Source organism: Acinetobacter sp. SwsAc5 (assembly GCF_013391485.1).
GTDB lineage: Bacteria > Pseudomonadota > Gammaproteobacteria > Pseudomonadales > Moraxellaceae > Acinetobacter > Acinetobacter towneri.
The window spans coordinates 94,560-116,117 of sequence record NZ_JACAXD010000001.1 but is presented as its reverse complement, the minus strand read 5'-3'; the positions used below and the strand labels follow the sequence as shown (position 1 = coordinate 116,117).

The following is a 21,558-nucleotide window of genomic DNA, read 5'->3' as shown; positions in this document are numbered from 1 at the left end:
GAGCACATGATTAAGCTTAAATTTGCCCAACAGGGTAAAACGGTGATTTACAACATCATTAAAATGACCATCATGTCGCAAAAGGATTTGATTCTGAATCCGAAAAACTGGTCGCGTATCGCTACTTTATGGCAGCGTTTGCAACAAAGTTTTCGTTTAATGGTCGGTGTACCCGATTATCAGAATTATTTGGAACACATGCGTAAGCATCATCCAGATTTAGAAGCCATGGATCCGAAGACTTTTTATCGCTACTGTGTCGATGCGCGTTATCCATCGGCAAAAGGTGGTTTGAAAAAGTGTCCGTGTTAATCCCGTATCACGATGGAAACGTATAGAGATACGAGCTGTTTAAAACTTACTTTTTTAGGCAGTTTAGAATATCTCGAGGATTTCTTTGGAAATTTAGCAAAACGGTGTATGTTTAAACATGCGCCGTTTTTTATTGGGGATAAGGGGATTTACTGTGATTTGGGGTACAGAAAAAGTTCAAAAACAACAACTGACGCAAGCGCAGCAACAGCTCAATGCACAGATTGAATCTTATGCTGGAAAAATTCAGGCTTTTTTGACTGAAATTAATACCATTATTTTAGATAAAGAACAGCAGACCAAATTGGCGTTAAGTTGTTTGTTGGCGGGCGGGCATGTGCTTTTTGAAGATTTACCCGGATTAGGTAAAACGACTTTATCGAGTGCCTTATCGCACTTGGCGGGTCTGCAATTTCAGCGTATTCAGTTTACCAATGACATGCTGGCCAGTGATGTGATTGGCGTGAATATGTTTAATCAAAAAGAACATCAATTTGAGTTTAAGCAAGGCCCTATTTTTACCCAAATTTTATTGGCAGATGAAATTAACCGTTGTTCGCCTAAAACCCAAAGTGCCTTGTTGGAAGCGATGGAAGAAGGCGCGGTTACGGTGGATGGTGTGCGTTATAGCTTGCCGCAACCTTTTTGGGTGATTGCCACACAAAATCCACTGTTTCAAAGTGGTACTTATGCGCTGCCAGAATCACAGCTCGATCGTTTTTTAATGCGTCTGTCTTTGGGTTATCCATCGCGTTTTGCTGAAAAAATGCTGTTGCAACAAAACTCCAGACATGCGCTGATTGCCAGTTTGGCTCATATTTTTACTGAAACAGAAATTTTAAATTTACAGCAATTGGTCACAGAAATTTATGTGTCAGATACCGCGCTAGACTACTTACTCGACTTAGCCGCAGAAACCCGTAAAGCGCGTCACGGATTATCTACCCGTGGTGTTTTGGCACTTAAAAAAGCAGCGCAAGCACATGCCTTAATTGAGCAACGCAGTTTTGTCACTGCCGATGATATTCAAGCGGTATTTGTGGCAGTTGCCGCACATCGTATTGGATTGAGTGAGGCAGAAACTTTGCATGTGATGCAACAGGTTAAAGTGAGTTAGTACACGCATGTTTAAGCAGGCATGGCAAAACTGGATCAAGACACGTTTTAAGTTTGATCGACACAAAACCTTAAAACAAAAAGATATTTTGGTTTTTATTTACCAACAGGGTTATCTGTATTTAGTGCTGATTTTAATCACGTTTATTGCGGGTGTGAATTATGGCAATAACCTGATTTTAGGCTTTTGCTTTTTGATCAGCGCCATTTTATGTATCAGCTTTTATTTGACCTTTAAGCAGTTGCATGAATTAGAGATAGAAATTGTGACTACTGAAGTTGGGCAAGTGGGCGAAGTATTGCAATTACAATTGCATTTCAAACAAGAGGTCGCGCAGGCACGTTATTTATGGATTAAAGCCAATCATCAATTAGAAAAGGTTCTTATTCAAGACACCCAGCAGCAGTATGTATTGACATTTTTTGCGGAGCAACGTGGGCAGTTTAATTTCCCTCATTTACACATTTATTCGGTTTATCCTTTTGGCTTGGTACGTGCGTGGACTTATTTGAATTTGACACGTACCGCGTGGGTTGCGCCCAAAGCCGCCATGTATAGCGCAGAGAATAAACAGCATCAACACAGCTTTCAACCCGATTTAGACGAGTTTCGTGAGCTGCGTGATTTTCAATTGGGCGATTCCTTACAAGCCGTGTCGTGGAAGCAAGCGGCACGCGGTCAGGGCTTATATGTGAAAGTTTTTGAACAATATCAGGATCAACAGAGTATCGACATTCACTATGAACACATGCCTGCACCGACCCACGAAGAAAAACTAAGTTTGATGATGGGCTTAGTTGAACAATGTGAACAACAACAGTTGAATTATGCGATGTTTTTGCCGCATGCGACCCTTGAAAAAGGCGTAGGCGAGCGACAGTTGAAACAGGTAAAAATTCTTTTGGCACAGGCTTGATGATCATGCACAATTCGATTCAGCAATCTATTCTGCTTAGCCTGATCTTAATTTTGGCTGCTCACATGCTGTTTAGCCCTGTGGCATTGAGTGTCATTTTCGGACTCATGTTGTTGCTGTTGTATCTTCACTATAAAAACAAGACAGCGCATATTTCTAAAGTTTGGACTTATGGATTGACCTGTTGTGCCTTAGCCAGCATTTATTTGAGTTATAAAAGCCTGATTGGTGTAGAGGCAGGGGTTGCCTTATTAAGCACCTTTTTGTTTGCCAAAGCTTTAGAAAGTCATACTCAGCGCGACCTGATTATTTTATTTAATTTTGCGCTTTTTGTGAGCGCCAGTTCATTTTTATACAGCCAGAGCATGTGGATGACCGTGTTGGTCATTCTATGTTTAATCAGTTGTTTAATTGGGTTATATCGGATTCAAAAAAGTGCATTTTCAGATTATGCGTCGCGTCATTCGAGCAGGCAAGATGCAAAGCATGACCTTAAAAATGTCGCCAAGTTTATCGCATACGCTTTGCCATTCTTTTTATTATTGTTTTTATTCTTTCCACGTTTACCGCCATTGTGGCATGTACCTATTCCTGATGCCAAAGGCGTGACAGGTATTAGTGACACGATGTCACCGGGCGATATTGCCGAATTATCACAATCTTCTGCTTTGGCATTTCGTATTGTGGGGAATATGCAGCAACTGCCTCCACGTTCAAAACTATATTGGCGGGCGATGGTACTTGATCAATATGATGGTCGCACATGGACAAGCAATTTTAGCAATCAACAACCCGTTCAGGCAGCACAATTACAGCCAGAGCAAGTCGATTTTCAGTATCAATATATTGCAGCAGACCCACGTGCACAGTGGATTATGGCGCTGGAAAAATCTGTACCGAATCAACACGGTTATGTATTACGCCGTGATTGGAGTATGGTGCCACAGCGTCAAAATGGTCGGATTCAACCGATTGCTTTGCAGTGGGTTGGGGAATCCGCACGTATTCAAGGGGATGATGCACAGAACGAGCGTTATCGACGCTTTAGCCAGCGTTTAAATGTTCAGGTACAGACGCAATCTGACCCAAAAGCTCAGCAATTTGCCCTGCAGATGTTTGCTCAAAGTCAGCAACAACCTGAACGCTACGTGCAGAATGTATTGCAGTGGTATCGCAATAATGGCTTTAGTTATACCTTAAAACCTGGAATGCTCGGACAAAACCGAGTCGATGAATTCTTGTTTCAGAGTAAGCAAGGTTTTTGTGAACATTATGCCTCAAGTTTTGCCTTATTGATGCGTTATGTCGGGATTCCAGCGCGTGTAGTCGTGGGCTATCAGGGTGGGGAACTTGCACCCGATGGACAAAGCTGGGAAGTACGACAGCAAGATGCACATGCTTGGACAGAAGTGTTGCTCAATCAACAATGGGTACGCATAGACCCGACAGCCATCATTGCACCTCAACGTATAGATGATGGTATGCAAAACCTAATGGCAGATGATCGGGCCGTTTTGGGTGCTGACACACAAATGTGGCAATACCAACATTCTAATTTTATTCGTTCTTTACGGGTGTGGAGTGATTATGCAAGTTATCAATGGCAAAGCAAGGTCGTGGGTTATGATGCCGAGTCACAGCGTCACTGGTTTGGACGCTTAGGGCTGCACTCAAACTATGCTTTGGCAGCGGTGTTAGTTTCAAGTATTCTCATGATCTTAGCAGGGTATTTTGGCTGGATTTTTTGGAAAAAACGTCAGCAAGGTTCTCGCATAAATCGTGCCTTAGACAAATTTTCTAAAAGATTGCCCGCTCAGTTGCAAAAACAGGATGCAGAAACAGTGAGTGTGTGGATGCAGCGTTTAGCAGCGCAGGTAGATGCAAATGAACAAGAGGCATTTAAGCGTTTAGGCGTGTGCTATCAACAATATTCTTATGCGCCTGAACATGACCGTGTTTCAGAGCAGGTGTTTTTTGATTTGCTTAAAACTTGCTCGGATGTGTTGAAAAAACACAGAAAGGACTTGTCTTAAAAATCAAAACTGAATATGATGCGAAGCACTTTAGGCGTATAGCTCAGTTGGTTAGAGCGCTACGTTGACATCGTAGAGGTCTCCAGTTCGAGTCTGGATATGCCTACCAATACATTAAAATTATATGTTGTTACATAACTTCATATAAGTAATAAAGCTCTGAATTATAACGATTTAGGGCTTTTTTATTGCTTTTCTTAAAGATACATAAATTCGCTTATAGTTTAAAAATATGTACACAGTGGTGTACACATGTAAGTTTTCGGCTTATTTTGCACTAATTGGTTTTTATTTTGCACTAGAGCTTTGAAGCCTCTTTCCACATTTCATTTGTGCACTGATTCGTGAGCGAGAACATGGCACCATTAAGCATTTAACGGTTATGCTAGTCACGGTTTTTGAAATTATGCTGGCAAAGGTTTTATCGATGAGCCTTGTGGTGCTTTTAGCAGCTTTTTTAGGCTTAAAAGTAGTGGTGCAGGGGGCATTACAGGTACCCATAGAAGGAAGTTTGCTGTTATTTTTCTTTGGAGCCTTGCTGACCTTATTTGCAACAACCTCAATGGGTATATATATGGCAACCGTGTCTAAATCGATGCCGCAATTCGGTTTGCTGATGATGCTTATTCTGATTCCCTTGCAAATGTTGTCTGGGGCAAGTACACCACGAGAAAGCATGCCAGAAATTATTCAAAATATCATGTTGATTGCAACGACAATGCATTTTGTAACATTGGCGCAAGCAATTTTATACCGAAATGCAGGATTGGATGTGGTCTGGCCTTCCTTTCTATGGTTAATCGCAATTGCAACAACATTTTTCTATGTATCTTGGAAACGTTTTAAAAATACCATTCATACAATGGCTTAATGTAATAGATTGAGTTTGATCGCTGAAGCACAAATTTTGACTGGGGCGTATTAAGAGTTACACCGAGCATAATTTTTGCTAATATGTATGAAAATTGTTCAATAAAAGTAAATGACATGAAACACATTCTTGTGCCAGTTTTGGTGGTGTTGGTCGTTTTATTAGGTTATCTCGTTTACTTGGAAGAGGAAACGCGAAAGCAGGCAGAACTGAACCGAGTTTTGACTGAATCTGCAAATTTATCGCTAGAAAAAACAGAAGCGGCTACACCACAGATTTTGCAAGTCACAGAATAAGCGTAGAAATTTCTAACATAATGTGTGGTAATTGCTTTATTCATCACACTTTTGTGTGCTTCACTTTATCGTAAAATTTTATCTTTAATTCAAAAAACTAGAATTTTTAAAAAATCCCTATGGTATAATTTGCCAATTGAAACTGCTTCATCACAACTCAAAGGCATTACTTTTGAGAGTGACTGAAGTAAAAAAAAGATGAACAAAGCTGCATAAAATTTATGCGGCTTTTTTATTTAGCATTCCGAATTTTTGATTTTGATAAAATCAAATGCTTGATTGTGAATTAAGTTTATCTCTTTTGTGTAATTTCACATGCTTATTGGGCAAATCTATTGTTGCAACTAACACAGGCTTTTAAGTGCTGACTTAAAATTCAGTCATACTGCAAATTCAGTTTATTTACAGGGGCTAGGTCATGACGACTCCTAATCCATCCTCAGCGGGAATGCTTGAGCGCTTATTCAAATTAAGCGAAAACAAGACCACATTCCGTACCGAGATTTTGGCGGGTGTAACCACCTTCTTAACCATGTGTTACATCATTATTGTCAATCCAATGATTTTATCTGAAACAGGAATGGATCATGGAGCTGTCTTTGTCGCCACCTGCTTAGCCGCAGCAATTGGCTGCCTAGTGATGGGGATTGTTGCTAACTACCCAATCGCACTGGCACCGGGCATGGGGCTAAATGCTTATTTCACTTACTCGGTGTGTTTAGGCATGGGTGTGCCTTGGCAAACGGCTTTGGCTGCAGTTTTTGTATCAGGGATTATTTTCATTGCCATTAGCATGTTTAAAATCCGTGAAGCCATTGTTAATGCCATTCCCATGTCATTAAAACTAGCCATTGGCGGTGGTATTGGTTTATTCCTAGCTTTAATCGCCCTAAAAAATGCAGGTGTTATTGTTGATAATCCTGCGACTTTGGTGGGCTTGGGTGACTTAAAACAACCATCAGTACTGTTAGCGCTACTTGGCTTTTTAATGGTTGTAGTAATGCATCACTTTAAAGTACGTGGTGCAATTATCATCAGTATTTTGGTGCTGACTGCTATTTCAACAGCTTTAGGTTTAAGCGAATTTAAAGGTGTGGTTGGTGAAATTCCATCTATTGCACCTACTTTTATGCAAATGGACTTTGAAGGTCTATTTACAGCAAGTTTAATTGGCGTAATTTTCGTATTTTTCTTAGTCGATTTATTCGACTCTACAGGTACTTTAGTGGGTGTTTCACACCGTGCAGGCTTGTTGCAAGATGGTAAATTACCCCGTTTGAAAAAAGCACTTTTTGCCGATTCTTCTGCAATTGTTGCAGGTGCGGCATTGGGTACATCTTCAACAACGCCGTATATTGAATCATCTGCAGGTGTTGCAGCGGGTGGTCGTACAGGCTTAACCGCAGTGATTGTTGGCTTGTTGTTTATTGCCTGTTTGTTCTTGGCACCACTTGCGCAATCGGTACCAGGTTTTGCGACTGCACCTGCCTTGTTATTTGTGGGTGTGTTGATGATTCAAGGCATTGTGCATATTGATTGGGATGACATCACCGAAGCCGTGCCTGCATTCTTAACAGTCGTGTTCATGCCATTTACTTATTCTATTGCCGATGGCATCGCTATGGGCTTTATTAGCTATGCGCTGATTAAACTACTCACTGGCAAAGCCAAGTCTGTACCTTATATGGTGTGGATTATTGCTGCACTTTGGGCATTAAAATTTGCCATGTTTGGCGGTTAATATTCTTAAACTGAAAAGGGGTGTAAACTCAGTTTGCACCCTTTTTTATTTTGATCAATTTTTTAATATTCTCCCATAAAATAGCAAAAAGGACAGAACATGAATCAACTTGAGCTAATCTGTGCATTACCTAAAGCAGAATTGCATGTGCATATTGAAGGTACTTTTGAACCTGAATTGATGTTTGCCATTGCGCAGCGCAACCAAATAGACATCCCTTATCAGTCCGTAGAAGAAGTCAAACAAGCATATAACTTTCATAACTTGCAGTCTTTTTTAGATATTTATTATGCAGGCGCACAAGTGTTGGTGCATGAGCAAGATTTTTACGATTTGGCTTGGGCATATTTTGAAAAATGTGTTGAAGACCGTGTGGTACATACCGAAATGTTTTTTGATCCGCAAACCCATACCGAGCGTGGTGTGGCATTTGCAACCGTGATTAATGGCTTACAACGTGCTTGTGATGATGCGCAAACAAAATTAGGCATCAGTTCAAATTTAATTATGTGTTTCTTGCGTCATTTAAGCGAAGATGCAGCATTTGCCACACTTGAACAGGCTTTGCCTTATAAAGATCAAATTATCGCAGTGGGTTTGGACTCAAGCGAAGTTGGACATCCACCTTCAAAGTTTGAACGTGTCTTTGCCAAAGCACGTGAAGCAGGCTTTTTAGTCGTGGCACATGCAGGCGAAGAAGGGCCAGCCGAATATGTTTGGGAAGCATTAGATTTACTGAAAGTAAACCGTATTGATCATGGTGTGCGTTCTGAAGAAGATCCTGTATTAATGCAACGTCTAATTGCAGAGAAAATGCCGCTCACGGTCTGTCCATTGAGTAATTTAAAGCTATGCGTAGTGGATGATATGGCACAGCACAACATCCGCCGTTTATTGCAGCAGGGTGTTAAAGTGACAGTTAATTCAGATGATCCATCTTATTTTGGTGGTTATATGAATGATAACTTTGTTGCTATTAGCCAAGCTTTAGATTTAAGCAATGATGAACTGAAACAATTGGCAATCAATTCTTTTGAAGCCTCGTTCATTTCGGCTGAAGAAAAACAAAAATGGATAGATCAAATTCAGGCATTGGCTTGAACTTAATGTAATGCACACGATGTTAGATCACAAAAAAAAGCAGCTTCAATCAAGCTGCTTTTTTGTGGGAGAGTGTTGTGAATTTTTTTTAAAGTTTTAGTTAGATGACTTGCCTTGTTGAGTCATACTGCGAAGTACGTCATCTTTATCAATAAAGTGATGTTTCAGTGCGGCAAGTACGTGACCGACTACCATTACACCTGCAAACCAAGACAAATAAGTATGTACAGGTTTAACAATTGCTAATAGTTCGGGGTTCTTATCCACCAAGGCTGGAATTTCAAATAAATACAACACAGGCACAGGTTTACCCACGCTCCAGCTAAACAAACAGCCCGTGATTGGAATCGCAATCAGCATAAAATACAGACCTAGATGTCCTAAATGCGCTAGTGTTTTCATCAACGGTGACATGCTGTCAGGCAGTTGTGGCGCAGGGTGGGTGTAACGCCAAAATAAGCGAATCACCAATAAAAATATAATCGGTGTGGCGACATTTTTATGCAGGGTAATTACATCACCTTTGAAGCTGCCATCGGCTTCATAGCTCAAAAAGTTGCCACTGAAAAAACCGATTGCCCATGCGGCAATAAAAATAATCGCCATGAGCCAATGTAAAACTTGTGCGGTACGGGTGTAATATGAATGAGAACTGTTCATGTTGTGTTTCAGGCGAATAGTGTGCTTGCATGCTAAACAACAGCATGTAGCGAAAAAAGTATCCACCTGCAACGGAGTGTTGAAAATCTGCAACGCTGCAAAAAAATAGCGTTCTTGAGGGGCTGTTGATATTTCATAAATGGTTTGCGCTGTAGGCTAAAACTGAGCAGATCAGGCATGAAACGCAGGGAATAGCGAGACTATTGCCAAGTTTCATAACGCAATCTGAGAAAGTTTTAGCCACAGCCTTTCAGGACAAGCATATTTTTTGCTGCTATTGCGTTATGAGTCAGTCATTTAGAATGACTAAATTTCCTACCTCATGCTTTATATCGGCTAAAAAACCTTGCGAGATATATCTCTCATGTCGCAAACATAGAAGAATTGTCAACAGCCCCTAGCCTTAAGCCTAAGCACATGAATGTAGAAATTGCAAAAAGCTATTCCTTCGTCAAACAAGTTTAGGCACAATAGCGGCATTGTTTCACTCAAATGACTTGAATATTAAATACAGGAAATATCCATGAAAAAACTACTTGCTGTATTGGCACCTATCGCTTTGGTTTTATCTGCATGTACCACCACTACAGGTACTACTACAGGAACGACAACTGCACCGACAGCAACTCAACAATTGGGTATGGCGGCGATTAAAATTGCAATTAATGCCAAGTGTGTGACTGAATTAAACAACATTCCTGCATGGCACACTGCGACACGTGTTATGACACCAACGCAAAAGCAAAATGTTCAAGCGGAAATTTGTGGTTGTGTCAGTGAAAAAGCACCACAAAACGTAACTGCAGTAGATTTAGCCACCGCAGCAATTGACCCTGCTGCACGTGCAACCATTGTGAGCAATGCGGTATCTCGAACCATTAATGCATGTGTGGCAGAAGCAGTAAGATAAGTTTACTGATTCTGTAAAAGTAAAGATCATGCGTGGTGACTCGCATCGTGAGATAGGCTGAAGATTTCAGCCTATTTTTCTGGAAAAAGATGATGAAAATTGCAGGTGTAGATGAAGCAGGGCGTGGGCCTTTAGTGGGTTCTGTTGTCGCTGCGGCAGTTATTTTAGATCCGAATAACCCGATTGAAGGTTTAAATGATTCTAAAAAACTGACAGAAAAAAAGCGTGAAAAGTTATTTGTTGAAATTCAGGAAAAGGCTTTGGCTTGGGCAATTGCAGAAGCATCTGCAGCCGAAATTGATGAACTGAATATTTTGCAAGCGTCGTTATTGGCGATGCGTCGTGCGGTGGAAGCCTTATCTATTCAACCTGAGCATGTCTTGGTCGATGGCAATAAAATTCCGCAGGGTTTAGCGATGTCTTGTGATGCCGTTGTTGGGGGAGATGCATTACATGCAGAGATTTCGGCAGCCAGTATTTTAGCTAAAGTGGCGCGTGACCGTGAAATGGTATTGCTTGATCAAGCATTTCCACAATTTGGTTTTGCCAAACATAAAGGTTATCCAACCAAAGCACATTTTGAAGCCATTGCACAGCATGGCGTGATTGCGGCACATCGACGTAGTTTTGCACCTGTGCGTAAAGCTTTAGAATTAATGGAAAACTCACAGTAATTTTCATGCAAAACTTGTGCTGAGTTGCCTGTAAAATAGTCTTTACATGCTTCGAATCAGCGAGCAACTCTGAAATGATGCGAGTTTTTAAAAAGCATTCAGCAGAAAAATTTAAAGCGGCAAATGAGCCGCTTTATATTCAATTACCTTAATCGTTTAACGATTAAAGTCATTTTGCGAGTAGTTATCTTCTTCAAATGAAGGTTGATAATCTTGATCTAAATGTTGCAAATGCTCATGCATGGCACGCTCGTGTTGAATACGTTGATAGATTTCTTCACGATGAACCGATACTTCTTTCGGGGCATTTACACCAATACGAACTTGGTTACCTTTGACACCAAGCACAGTCACGCTGACTTGGTCCCCAATCATTAATGTTTCTCCGACACGTCGGGTCAGAATCAGCATGTTTATCTCCTTGCAAAATGCTAAACCTGCATTGATTTTTAAAGCAATTTAAAAGTCACAACCAAATAAAAACCAGTAAATTTTAACGGAACGTATCATTATTTATTTTATAAGATACAGCGCTGCCAAAATTTATGAAAGCATGTTGCTCAATATAACAGAGCCACTATAAAAAAAACTATAGTGGCTCTATTTTTTTGTACTTTTTCGCAAAATTTGTCAGACAATTACATTTTCTGACAGGGGCGTATTAAGCGCGTGCGCTAGACTCACCGCTTTCACGATCTAGACCAAATACAGTGTGTAAAGTACGTACTGCAAGCTCTAAATAGTTTTCTTCAATAATGACTGAAATTTTAATTTCAGAAGTAGAAATCATTAGAATGTTGATGCCTTCATCTGCAAGTGCAGTAAACATTTTGCTTGCAACACCTGCGTGTGAACGCATACCTACACCTACGATAGATACTTTCACGATGTCGCCACGTGTAGCCACTTCACGCGCACCAATTTCTTTAGCTGTTGCTTCAAGGATTGATTTTGCTTTGGCAAGTTCGCCACGGTTTACAGTAAAGGTAAAGTCAGTTGTACCATCTTCTTCTACGTTTTGGATGATCATGTCGACTTCAACATTGGCAGCGCCAATAGGTGACAAGATTTTAGATGCAATACCTGGCTCGTCAGGCACACCTAAAATAGTTAATTTTGCTTCGTCACGGTTAAACGCGATACCTGAGATGATAGGTTGTTCCATGTTGTCTTCCAATTCAGTAGTAATGAGTGTGCCGACATTTTGTTTAAAATCTTCGTCGAATGCGCCATCATTGTCATTATCAAAACTTGATAATACACGTAAAGGTACTTGGTATTTACCTGCAAATTCAACCGCACGAATTTGCAATACTTTAGAACCTAAAGAAGCCATTTCTAGCATTTCTTCAAAAGAAATACGATCTACTTTTTTGGCTTTTGGCGCAACGCGTGGGTCTGTGGTGTAAACGCCATCTACGTCAGTGTAAATTTGACATTCATCGGCTTTCAATGCAGCAGCAAGTGCAACGCCAGAAGTATCAGAACCGCCACGACCTAAAGTCGTGGTGTTACCTTCAGCATCAAACCCTTGGAAACCAGCAACCACAATCACACGGCCTGCGTCTAGGTTTTCAGTTAACACGTCAGTATTAATCGCTTCAATACGTGCTTTGGTAAATGCGCTGTCAGTTTGAATACCAACTTGGCGACCAGTTAGTGATTTTGCTGCAACGCCAATAGAATTCAGCGCCATCGCTAACATCGAAATCGTCACCTGTTCGCCTGTAGACACCATTTGGTCTAATTCACGCGGATCAGGGGTTTCGGTAATGGCTTTCGCGAGAGCGAGTAGGCGATTGGTTTCGCCACTCATGGCAGAAACGACAACCACTACTTTGTGGCCATGATCATGCCAGCGCTTCACACGACGAGCAACATTTAAAATGCGCTCGGGAGTACCCATTGAGGTACCGCCATATTTTTGAACGATTAGTGCCATAGTTGTTCCATATAAGCCATGACCCCGAATTTACCTGCTCAGGGTCAGTTACACAAAAAGTGAGATTATTTTGCCGCAAGCCAAGCAGTTAAACCTGCCATCACCGTTGCAAAGTTCTCGTTAAGTGGCGCGCCACCTTGTGCCAAATCAGGTTTACCACCACCTTTACCACCTAGTTCTGTAGCCAAGTGTTTGATGATGTCTCCTGCTTTAATCGTAGCAGTAAAGTCTGGTGCAACAGAAGCGATTAAGCTGACTTTATCGCCTTCTACAGCTGCAAGTACAATCACTGCTTGGTCGAGTTTGGATTTTACACCGTCGTGCAAATTACGCAGTGATTTTGCATCCATATTTTGTACAGTGGTAATGAGCGTGGTGCGTCCAGCAAGTTCTTGTACTTGACTTAAAAGTTCAGCTGCTTGGAAGTGCGCTAATTTTTGATTGAGCTGTTCAATCTGCTTTTGAAGGCTAGATGCTGTATCGACCAATGTATTCACTTTTTCTAAAGTTTGGTCTTTTTGTGCTTTCAACAAAGCATTGATGCTGTTGATATCGCGTTCAGTTTTTTGAACGGCTTCAACGGCTTTGCTGCCTGTAATTGCTTCAATACGACGTACACCAGCTGCAACACCACCTTCAGAGATGATTTTGAACAGACCAATATCACCTGTACGTTTCACGTGAATACCGCCACAAAGTTCAATGGAGAAGTTTTTATCTTCAATGATTGAACCCATAGAAAGTACGCGAACTTCATCGCCATACTTTTCACCAAATAGCATCATTGCGCCTTTGGCTTTGGCTGCTTCAATATCCAGTAATTCAGTAGAAACTGAGGTATTGGCAATGACTTCTGCATTTACCAAACGCTCAATTTCTTGCAATTGTTCAAATGACACAGGTTGGTCATTGGCAAAGTCAAAACGTAAAATATCAGAAGCAACCAACGAACCTTTTTGCTGTACGTGTGCGCCTAAAACTTGACGTAGGGCAGCGTGCAATAAGTGGGTTGCAGAGTGGTTGCGTGCAGTTGCTTCGCGGATGTCTGCTTTTACAATCGCTTCCACCGCTTGCGCAGCTTTTAAACTGCCCATGGTAACAATACCTTGATGGACAAAGGCACCGCCAGACTTTTTGGTGTCATGAACTTCAAAAATACCTGTTTCGTTTTTAAATAGACCCGTATCGCCAATCTGACCACCGCTTTCTGCATAGAACGGGGTTTGGTTGAGTACGATTAAAGCTTCATCGCCTTCAACCACTTCATCGACTTGTTCGCCATCTTTATAAATAGCCACAATTTGACCCTGACCAGTTGTTGCGTCATAGCCATCAAATTGAGTTTCGCCTTCAACTTTTACAATTGAGTTGTAGTCAACTGCAAATTTACCTGCATCGCGTGCACGTTGACGTTGTGCTGCCATTTCAACTTCAAAGCCAGCTTCGTCAATGGTCAAGTCGCGTTCACGAGCAATGTCTGCAGTTAAATCTGTTGGGAAGCCGTAAGTGTCATACAGTTTAAATACGACTTCGCCTGGAATCACAGAACCTTTCAGTTGCGCTAATTCACCTTCAAGCAATTTCAAACCTTGCTCAAGTGTTTTGGCGAATTGTTCTTCTTCTTTTAGAAGTTGCGCTTCAATACGCGCTTGTTGTGCTGCAAGTTCAGGATAGGCCTGACCCATCACCTCAATTAAAGGCTGGAGCATTTTGTGGAAGAATGAACCTGTTGCGCCAAGTTTGTTACCGTGACGTACTGCACGACGAATAATACGACGCAATACATAACCACGACCTTCATTCGATGGATTTACGCTATCAGCAATTAGGAAGCAGCAAGAACGGGCATGGTCTGCAACTACTTTAAGTGAAGCAGGGTAGTCTACAGGTTTACCAGTTTGCTGTGCAGTTGCCTCAAGCTCAGTCGTGTCTAAACCAATAATCTGTGCTGCATTTTTGAGTAAGTGCTGGAACAGGTCAATTTCGTAGTTTGAATTCACATGTTGCAATACTGCAGAAATACGCTCCAAGCCCATACCTGTATCTACAGAAGGTGCTGGAAGCGGGTGTAATACACCATCTGCAGTGCGGTTGAACTGCATGAATACGTTGTTCCAAATTTCAATGAAACGGTCGCCATCTTCTTCAGGTGTGCCTGGTAAGCCACCCCAGATATGATCGCCATGATCATAGAAAATTTCAGAACACGGACCGCAAGGACCTGTATCACCCATTGCCCAGAAGTTGTCTGAAGCATATTGGCCGCCTTTGTTATCGCCAATACGGATAATACGAGAAGCATCTAAACCAATTTCTTTGTTCCAGATGTCAAATGCTTCATCATCGGTGTGGTAAACCGTGGCATATAAACGGTCTTTTGGTAGCGCTAACCATTGTTCACTGGTTAAAAATTCCCAAGCAAATTTAATTGCATCACGTTTGAAATAATCACCAAACGAGAAGTTACCTAACATTTCAAAGAAAGTATGGTGACGTGCGGTATAACCCACATTGTCTAAATCGTTATGTTTACCGCCTGCACGCACACATTTTTGTGACGATACAGCACGTACATAATCACGTTTTTCTAACCCAAGGAAACAGTCTTTAAACTGGTTCATACCTGCATTGGTAAATAACAGGGTTGGGTCATTGGCGGGTACTAGAGAACTCGATGCGACACGTGTATGCCCTTGCGATTCAAAGTAACGCAAAAATGCTTCACGAATTTCAGCTGATGTCATAAAACGAGTACTCACAACCAAGTCACTCCATAATTTCCGATTGGGCTAAACGCAAGACAGTCTGACAAAAATAATTCTTTTGCTGTCATGCAGGCTTAAAATTTTAAAAACGCCAAATTATAACGGAAAAAGCCATTATCACCAATCATTTTAGTGTGAATAGATGACAATTCTGACGCAAACTTGGTTGCGATTACGCAGAATAAATCTTTGCAATAGAAGATGATGAACATTTACATTCAAAATAAGCGTTTACTGTAGGTCACGGAGTATGCCGAACTGCCATAAAGTAGAATACAAAATTTAAGAAAACGTAAATGTAAGCTAGAAAGTCAAAGCTGATATTTTTGATTTGCCGAATTAAACAACAAATTGCGTGAAAATTCGCAGAATTGATCTGATTTTTTTCAGTAAGACCTCAAAATCTATTAACATAGTCTGTGCTTAAATTTTGATTTCATTATGAAAGGATCGGTCATGCAACGAGTGGCAATCAATGGCTTTGGTAGAATCGGGCGCAATGTGCTGCGGGCTTGGTTTGAAAATCCCAAAGACTTTCATTTTGAAATCGTCGCCATAAATGACATTGCCGATGTAGAAACCTTGGTTCATTTATTTAAATATGACAGTACCCATGGTCGTTTTAAAGGACAGGTGGAAATTAGCCTCGAAAATGAACAGATTTTTTTGAATATTTCTGCAGGTTTGGCGCAATTAAAAGTTCAGGTGTTGAATCAGGCTCAACCTGCGCAATTACCGTGGCAAGCCTTAAATGTTGATGTGGTATTGGAATGTACAGGGTTGTTCCGTTCCCGCGAGGCGGCAACGCAGCATATTACTGCGGGCGCCAAACGTGTAATTATTGGTGCTGCACCATTCGATACTGTAGATGCTGCGATTGTTTATGGTGTGAATCATCATGAAGTCAAAAGTACCGACCAAATTATTTCCAGCGTATCTTGTACCACGCAGGCTTTAGTACCATTAGTTAAAATCATTGATGATGCTTTCGGAATTGATACCGCATTAATGACTGAAATTCATGCAGTCACAGCCGATCAAACTGTATTGGATCAGGCGCATCGCGATTTACGTCGTGCGCGTGCATCAGGACAAAATATTATTCCTACAACTTCTTCTGCCCTAGGTGCTTTAAAACAAGTCATGCCAAAAATGGCAGATCGGATAGATGGTTATTCGATTCGTGTGCCGACCATCAATGTTGCAGCCATTGATTTAACTTTTATTTCTCAGTCGCCAATTACGGTGCATAAATTGAATCAGGTGTTGTGTGCTTCGGCAGCGCATGATTATGCCGAAATTATGCAAGTGACCGATGAGCCTTTGGTATCGAGCGACTTTAACCATTCACCTTATTCTTTAATTGTCGATTTAAGTCAAACCATGGTCGTGGGTCATCAAGCCAAAGTTTTTGCGTGGTATGACAACGAGTGGGGTTATGCCAACCGTTTACTAGATTTGTGTGAATCTTTTAGTCAACGGGCGGTGTAAGCGGCTACTTTTTAAGACATATACAAAGTGTAAAAAGCATGTAATAGTGATGAAAGATTTTATAATTCGTATTCACAGTTAATTCACTGATTGATATAACAAAGTTTGCATAGAAAATTTGAATAGAGTAGTGGCATGATGATTATTTTATTGTGGGGATTTATTTTTTTGCTGGCACTTGCCGTCATTTTTCTGATTTGGTTGCAGTTTAAAAATCAGGCAGACAGCAGCAGTGATGTGCAGCATCAACAGCAAGTCGAGCAAAAAGTATTACATTTAGAAGAGCATCTAAAAAAGACGTTGGAGATTATGCAAGATTTGGCCAAAAAGATGCAGGTTCAGCAAGATGCGCTCGATAAAACTGTGCAAAAAACTGCACAGCTTGAAATGCAAAATGCTGAGTTGGTCAGTTTATTGGCAAAGGCGGTCAAATCAAATCAGGACTTTTAAATGACGGCTTTGAAAGATGTGGTGTATTCATATTTTTTACCGCATATTTCAGAAAAAGTCAGGTGCATGAGCAAAAGTATCATGCTAAACTAGGAGAAATCGGGTGTGCTCCCGATTTTTTTATGCGGATTCGTTCCGCGCAAACAAGAATTTAGGTTTACAACATGCCCATTTCAGAGACATGGTTATTACCTGATGGTGTAGCTGATGTATTACCAGAACAAGCGCAAGTGATTGAAAGCTTGCGTCGTAAGTCACTGGATTTCCTCGCATCTCGAGGTTATCAGTTGGTGTACACGCCATTCATAGAATACATTGAATCTCTATCTTCTCTTTCAGAATCGAATCAAGATTTAGACCTTGCCACATTTAAAGTCATCGACCAGCTTTCAGGTCGTTTGCTGGGTGTGCGTGCCGATATGACACCCCAAGTGGCGCGTATTGATGCGCATGTACATCCTGTAGATGGCATTGCACGTTACTGCTATGCAGGTACGGTTTTACATACCAAACCACAAGGTTTTAATACCACACGTGCACCATTGCAATTGGGTGCAGAGTTATTTGGTTCAGACAGCATTGATGCCGATGTAGAAATGGTTGATCTGATGCTCAGCTTGCTAAAAGAAGCAGGTCTGGCAGAAGGTGTGCATTTAGACTTGGGTCATGTCGGTTTGTTCCGTAGCTTGGTTAAACAAGCAGAATTAAGCAAAGCCACTGAACGTCAATTGTCAGATCTATATCAGCGTAAAGCATTACCAGAACTGGCAGAATTTACCCAAGATTTAAACTTCGGTTCAGATTTTTATGCTTTAGGTCGCTATGCCAGTGATTTAACTGCTTTGCAGGCTCATTTAAGTGCTGAAGTATTGGCAAATGCCGAATTTAAGCAAGCGTTTGAAGCTGTTAAAGCAACACAAGCTGAAATTCAGGCGCGTTGGCCAAACTTGCATATTGGTATTGATGTGGTTGAGCTGCGTTCTTATCACTATCACACAGGTTTAATGTATGCAGTGTATGCGCCAAATCGTGCTGCACCATTGGCACAAGGCGGTCGTTATGATGGCATTGGTCAGCATTTCGGACGTGCGCGCCCTGCAACAGGTTTCTCTTGTGACTTGTTTGTATTAAGTGCAGGTCGTTTTGAATCATCGTCTGTTGTTGTTGCGCCTAAAGGCTCACAACCTGATTTAATCGCGGCTATCCAAAACACACGTGCGCAAGGCTTTAGTGTAATTCAATTGTTGGGTAATGATGATTTAAACTCGGTTCCATACGCAACGCACCAATTGGTTCTTGCAAATGGTGAGTGGACAGTCGAAAAAATTTAATCGCCAAGGCATGTTTCATGTTACAGGTCTTGGTTTTCAATTTTAACAGCATGATGTAATGAGGCTATTATGGGCAAGAATGTTGTGGTACTTGGTACCCAATGGGGCGACGAAGGTAAAGGTAAGATCGTCGACCTGCTCACAGATCAGGCGGCGGCAGTCGTTCGTTATCAAGGCGGACACAACGCAGGCCATACTCTCGTGGTTGGTGGTAAGAAAACTGTATTACACCTCATTCCATCAGGTATTTTACGTGAAAACGTACTGTGCTTAATTGGTAATGGTGTAGTACTTTCTCCTGAAGCACTCATTAAAGAAATGGGTATTTTGGAACAAGAAGGCGTGCCAGTGAAAGAGCGTTTACGTATTTCACCAAACTGTCCGCTTATTTTGCCGAACCACATTGCACTTGACCAAGCACGTGAGAAAAAACGTGGTAATGCCAAAATTGGTACAACAGGTCGTGGTATTGGCCCAGCTTATGAAGACAAGGTTGCACGTCGTGCGATTCGTGTTGCTGACTTGGTTCGTGGCGGTGAAGCACTACGCGCTCAATTGACTGAATTATTGGACTATCACAACTTCCAATTGACACAATACTACGGTGTTGAAGCAGTTCAGTTAGATGAAGTTTTAGCGCTATGTGACCAATGGCGTGAAGTGATTGCACCATTAGTGGTTGATGTAACGACTGAAATTCATAATTACCGTAAAAACGGTGACAACATTATGTTTGAAGGTGCGCAAGGTTCATTACTTGATGTTGACCACGGTACTTATCCGTATGTGACTTCATCGAATACAACTGCGGGCGGTGTAAGCTCTGGTTCAGGCTTAGGTCCATTACATTTAGACTACGTTTTAGGGATTACCAAAGCTTATACCACACGTGTAGGTGCAGGCCCATTCCCAACTGAATTGGTGTATGACGCAGCAAATGACGTAGGTGATGCGATTGGTAAACACTTAGGTACTGTAGGTCACGAGTTCGGTGCTTCTACAGGCCGTCAACGTCGTTGTGGTTGGTTTGATGCCGAAATTTTACGTCGTTCAGTCGATGTAAACTCACTTTCTGGTATCTGCTTGACCAAGTTAGACGTATTGGACGGTTTAGAAGAAATTAAAATCTGCGTAGGTTATGAAAATACCGATTCAGGTTGCGTAGGTTCTTCTGATGCGCTTGCATACGAAAACTTAAAGCCAATTTACGAAACAATGCCGGGTTGGTCTGAGTCGACTGTGGGTGCGACCAGTGTAGAACAATTGCCTGAAAATGCAGTGAACTACATCAAACGTCTTGAGCAGTTAATTGAATGTCCAATCGACATTATTTCTACAGGTCCAGACCGCGCAGAAACTATCGTATTACGTCATCCATTTGATGCTTAAGTCGTTGTGCTTTAGCATAGCATTTAAGCTCTGATGATGTATTCAGCCCTGTCTAAATGATGGGGCTTTTTATTGCTGTTGTTTCAGTTTCAATAGCGACTCATTTTTGGAAACATTATAGATGATGCTGAGTGAGTTGTTTTTTCAAGACTAAAGTTGCAGATGACTGGCGCTGTGCAGAGCAGGGTGGCTTGTTACAATGGCTTTAGAAAATTAAATTTAATTAAGGTTATGCAGGATGCATAAAAATATTACCAGTACGATTTTTTATTCTTTATTGTTTGCGATGGGCGGCGCACCGACCATTGCCATGATGCTGATTTTATCGCAAAAGCATGATCCGAATATTATGTATCAGGCATTTATTGGTTTAAGCGTTATTTTTGCCTGTATTTTGGTGCCACTGATTCTGATTCAAAATGCTTACCTACTCTACAAACGCAAAAATCCAGAAATGGAAGAAAAAGTAGAAGTAGTGTCTAAAATTTACTTGGGTTTAAATGTTTTCTGTTTAGTATTTTGGTTGTGTTATCAATTTCTTTACTAGGGTAGTGATTGATCGCTCAGACATACAATCTGTACACAGCTTAGGCGTTGTTTACATAAATGATATGTTTATGAAGTGATTATAGATTTAAAGCCTTGAATTGATTTCATATAATTGATTGTTATGAAGATAGCTCGCAAGGCGGAGATTATTATAATGAACAAAAAACTGATGTTAAGTTTATGTGCCGCAGGCGCAATCACAGTTTCAGGGTGTACGACTGTTGCAGACATGGCGGGTGCAGATACTGCGACCTTAAATGCAACTGCTACCAAAAGCTATAATGAAATGGTGCAAGACGCACGCAATAAAAATCAGTTAGACACAAGCTCCACCACGTATAAACGTATCAATACTGTGTTTCAGCGTTTGATCCCACATGCCAATCAAATGAACCAAACAGGTCAGCCTTTCCAGTGGCAATTGGCGGTACTTAAGTCTGATCAAGTCAATGCTTTTGTCGCACCTGGTGGTAAAGTGGTGTTCTACACTGGTATTGTGAATAAACTGAATTTAACTGATGCTGAAATTGCCGCAATTATGGGGCATGAAATGGTGCATGCTTTAGAAGAACACGCGAAAAGTAAAATTGGTGCACAGGCTTTAACCAATATTGCCTTGAACGTAGGTTTAAGTGCGGCAGGCAATAACGTTGGTCAATTGGGTGCAGCAGCAGCGCAATTGGGTACCCAAATTGGGATTGGCTTGCCATATTCACGTAATTTGGAAAGTCGTGCCGATCAGGGTGGTTTAATGCTGATGGCGCGTGCAGGTTATAACCCACAAGCTGCAATTACCCTTTGGGAAAAAATGAACAAGCTTGAAGGTGGCGGCGGTGCGTCCTTCTTATCGACTCACCCATCGAACAGTCAGCGTATTGAAGCAATGCGTAAAAACTTGCCAGCAGCACAAGCGCTATATAACCAAAGTCGTCGTTAAGATGACCTCAGCCAGTTCAACTGGTTAAGATAAAACACAAAAAAGATGCGCATGGTTTTATGCGCATCTTTTT

19 protein-coding genes, 1 tRNA gene and 1 pseudogene are annotated in these 21,558 nt (G+C 41.3%); 17 read left to right on the top strand and 4 right to left on the bottom strand.

Annotated elements, in window-relative coordinates:
* Window positions 1–6 precede the first annotated feature (6 nt).
* From HYG89_RS00590 to HYG89_RS00550, 9 genes and pseudogenes are all read left to right on the top strand, one after another.
* On the top strand, window positions 7–312 hold the full coding sequence (locus tag HYG89_RS00590; protein WP_171324790.1) for a YbdD/YjiX family protein: 306 nt from the start codon (window positions 7–9) through the stop codon (window positions 310–312).
* Window positions 313–469: 157 nt separating this feature from the next.
* A complete protein-coding gene (locus tag HYG89_RS00585; protein WP_104853219.1) occupies window positions 470–1,429 on the top strand; it encodes a MoxR family ATPase in 960 nt (319 codons plus the stop codon).
* A 7-nt stretch (window positions 1,430–1,436) separates the two neighbouring features.
* Window positions 1,437–2,345: a DUF58 domain-containing protein gene (locus HYG89_RS00580; protein WP_178865567.1), complete on the top strand. Its 909-nt coding sequence runs from the start codon at window positions 1,437–1,439 to the stop codon at window positions 2,343–2,345.
* 5 nt (window positions 2,346–2,350) lie between these two features.
* Entirely contained in the window at window positions 2,351–4,378 is a 2,028-nt protein-coding gene (locus HYG89_RS00575) for a DUF3488 and transglutaminase-like domain-containing protein (protein WP_178865564.1), read from the top strand.
* Window positions 4,379–4,410: 32 nt separating this feature from the next.
* Window positions 4,411–4,487: transfer RNA gene (locus tag HYG89_RS00570), tRNA-Val, on the top strand.
* A 225-nt stretch (window positions 4,488–4,712) separates the two neighbouring features.
* Window positions 4,713–5,249, top strand: a pseudogene (locus HYG89_RS00565) (ABC transporter permease); the annotation flags it as partial.
* A 116-nt stretch (window positions 5,250–5,365) separates the two neighbouring features.
* Window positions 5,366–5,545: a hypothetical protein gene (locus HYG89_RS00560; RefSeq protein ID WP_004971601.1), complete on the top strand. Its 180-nt coding sequence runs from the start codon at window positions 5,366–5,368 to the stop codon at window positions 5,543–5,545.
* Between the two features lie 418 nt (window positions 5,546–5,963).
* Entirely contained in the window at window positions 5,964–7,286 is a 1,323-nt protein-coding gene (locus HYG89_RS00555) for an NCS2 family permease (protein WP_096901065.1), read from the top strand.
* Window positions 7,287–7,385: 99 nt separating this feature from the next.
* Complete coding sequence (locus HYG89_RS00550; RefSeq protein WP_178865561.1) at window positions 7,386–8,387, top strand: adenosine deaminase; 1,002 nt, start codon at window positions 7,386–7,388, stop codon at window positions 8,385–8,387.
* A gap of 96 nt (window positions 8,388–8,483) precedes the next feature.
* Here HYG89_RS00550 and HYG89_RS00545 read toward each other — a convergent pair whose 3' ends face one another.
* Window positions 8,484–9,047 carry a cytochrome b gene (locus tag HYG89_RS00545; protein WP_178865557.1) on the bottom strand — a complete coding sequence of 188 codons (564 nt, stop codon included), beginning with the start codon at window positions 9,045–9,047 and terminating at the stop codon, window positions 8,484–8,486.
* Window positions 9,048–9,570: 523 nt separating this feature from the next.
* Between HYG89_RS00545 and HYG89_RS00540 the strand changes: the two genes are divergently transcribed.
* Complete coding sequence (locus tag HYG89_RS00540) at window positions 9,571–9,957, top strand: hypothetical protein (protein ID WP_004971594.1); 387 nt, start codon at window positions 9,571–9,573, stop codon at window positions 9,955–9,957.
* A gap of 89 nt (window positions 9,958–10,046) precedes the next feature.
* A complete protein-coding gene (gene rnhB, locus HYG89_RS00535) occupies window positions 10,047–10,631 on the top strand; it encodes a ribonuclease HII (protein ID WP_286416765.1) in 585 nt (194 codons plus the stop codon).
* A gap of 156 nt (window positions 10,632–10,787) precedes the next feature.
* On the opposite strand, the gene csrA is transcribed toward rnhB, so the two are convergent.
* From csrA to alaS, 3 genes are all read right to left on the bottom strand, one after another.
* Window positions 10,788–11,042 (bottom strand): carbon storage regulator CsrA, encoded by a 255-nt coding sequence (gene csrA, locus HYG89_RS00530; RefSeq protein ID WP_004971589.1) that lies wholly within the window; start codon window positions 11,040–11,042, stop codon window positions 10,788–10,790.
* Between the two features lie 250 nt (window positions 11,043–11,292).
* Window positions 11,293–12,573: an aspartate kinase gene (locus HYG89_RS00525; protein ID WP_004971586.1), complete on the bottom strand. Its 1,281-nt coding sequence runs from the start codon at window positions 12,571–12,573 to the stop codon at window positions 11,293–11,295.
* Window positions 12,574–12,638: 65 nt separating this feature from the next.
* Window positions 12,639–15,332, bottom strand: coding sequence for an alanine--tRNA ligase (alaS, locus tag HYG89_RS00520; protein ID WP_178865555.1), 2,694 nt, complete (start codon window positions 15,330–15,332; stop codon window positions 12,639–12,641).
* Between the two features lie 462 nt (window positions 15,333–15,794).
* Here alaS and HYG89_RS00515 point away from each other — a divergent pair, with 462 nt between their 5' ends.
* From HYG89_RS00515 to HYG89_RS00490, 6 genes are all read left to right on the top strand, one after another.
* Complete coding sequence (locus HYG89_RS00515) at window positions 15,795–16,829, top strand: type I glyceraldehyde-3-phosphate dehydrogenase (protein WP_096901062.1); 1,035 nt, start codon at window positions 15,795–15,797, stop codon at window positions 16,827–16,829.
* A 135-nt stretch (window positions 16,830–16,964) separates the two neighbouring features.
* A complete protein-coding gene (locus HYG89_RS00510) occupies window positions 16,965–17,279 on the top strand; it encodes a hypothetical protein (protein ID WP_004971580.1) in 315 nt (104 codons plus the stop codon).
* 164 nt (window positions 17,280–17,443) lie between these two features.
* On the top strand, window positions 17,444–18,610 hold the full coding sequence (locus HYG89_RS00505) for an ATP phosphoribosyltransferase regulatory subunit (RefSeq protein WP_004971576.1): 1,167 nt from the start codon (window positions 17,444–17,446) through the stop codon (window positions 18,608–18,610).
* A 69-nt stretch (window positions 18,611–18,679) separates the two neighbouring features.
* Window positions 18,680–19,999 (top strand): adenylosuccinate synthase, encoded by a 1,320-nt coding sequence (locus tag HYG89_RS00500; RefSeq protein WP_004971574.1) that lies wholly within the window; start codon window positions 18,680–18,682, stop codon window positions 19,997–19,999.
* A gap of 238 nt (window positions 20,000–20,237) precedes the next feature.
* On the top strand, window positions 20,238–20,546 hold the full coding sequence (locus HYG89_RS00495) for a hypothetical protein (protein ID WP_004971573.1): 309 nt from the start codon (window positions 20,238–20,240) through the stop codon (window positions 20,544–20,546).
* Window positions 20,547–20,702: 156 nt separating this feature from the next.
* Window positions 20,703–21,485 carry a M48 family metallopeptidase gene (locus HYG89_RS00490; protein WP_004971571.1) on the top strand — a complete coding sequence of 261 codons (783 nt, stop codon included), beginning with the start codon at window positions 20,703–20,705 and terminating at the stop codon, window positions 21,483–21,485.
* The last annotated feature ends 73 nt before the right edge of the window (window positions 21,486–21,558 follow it).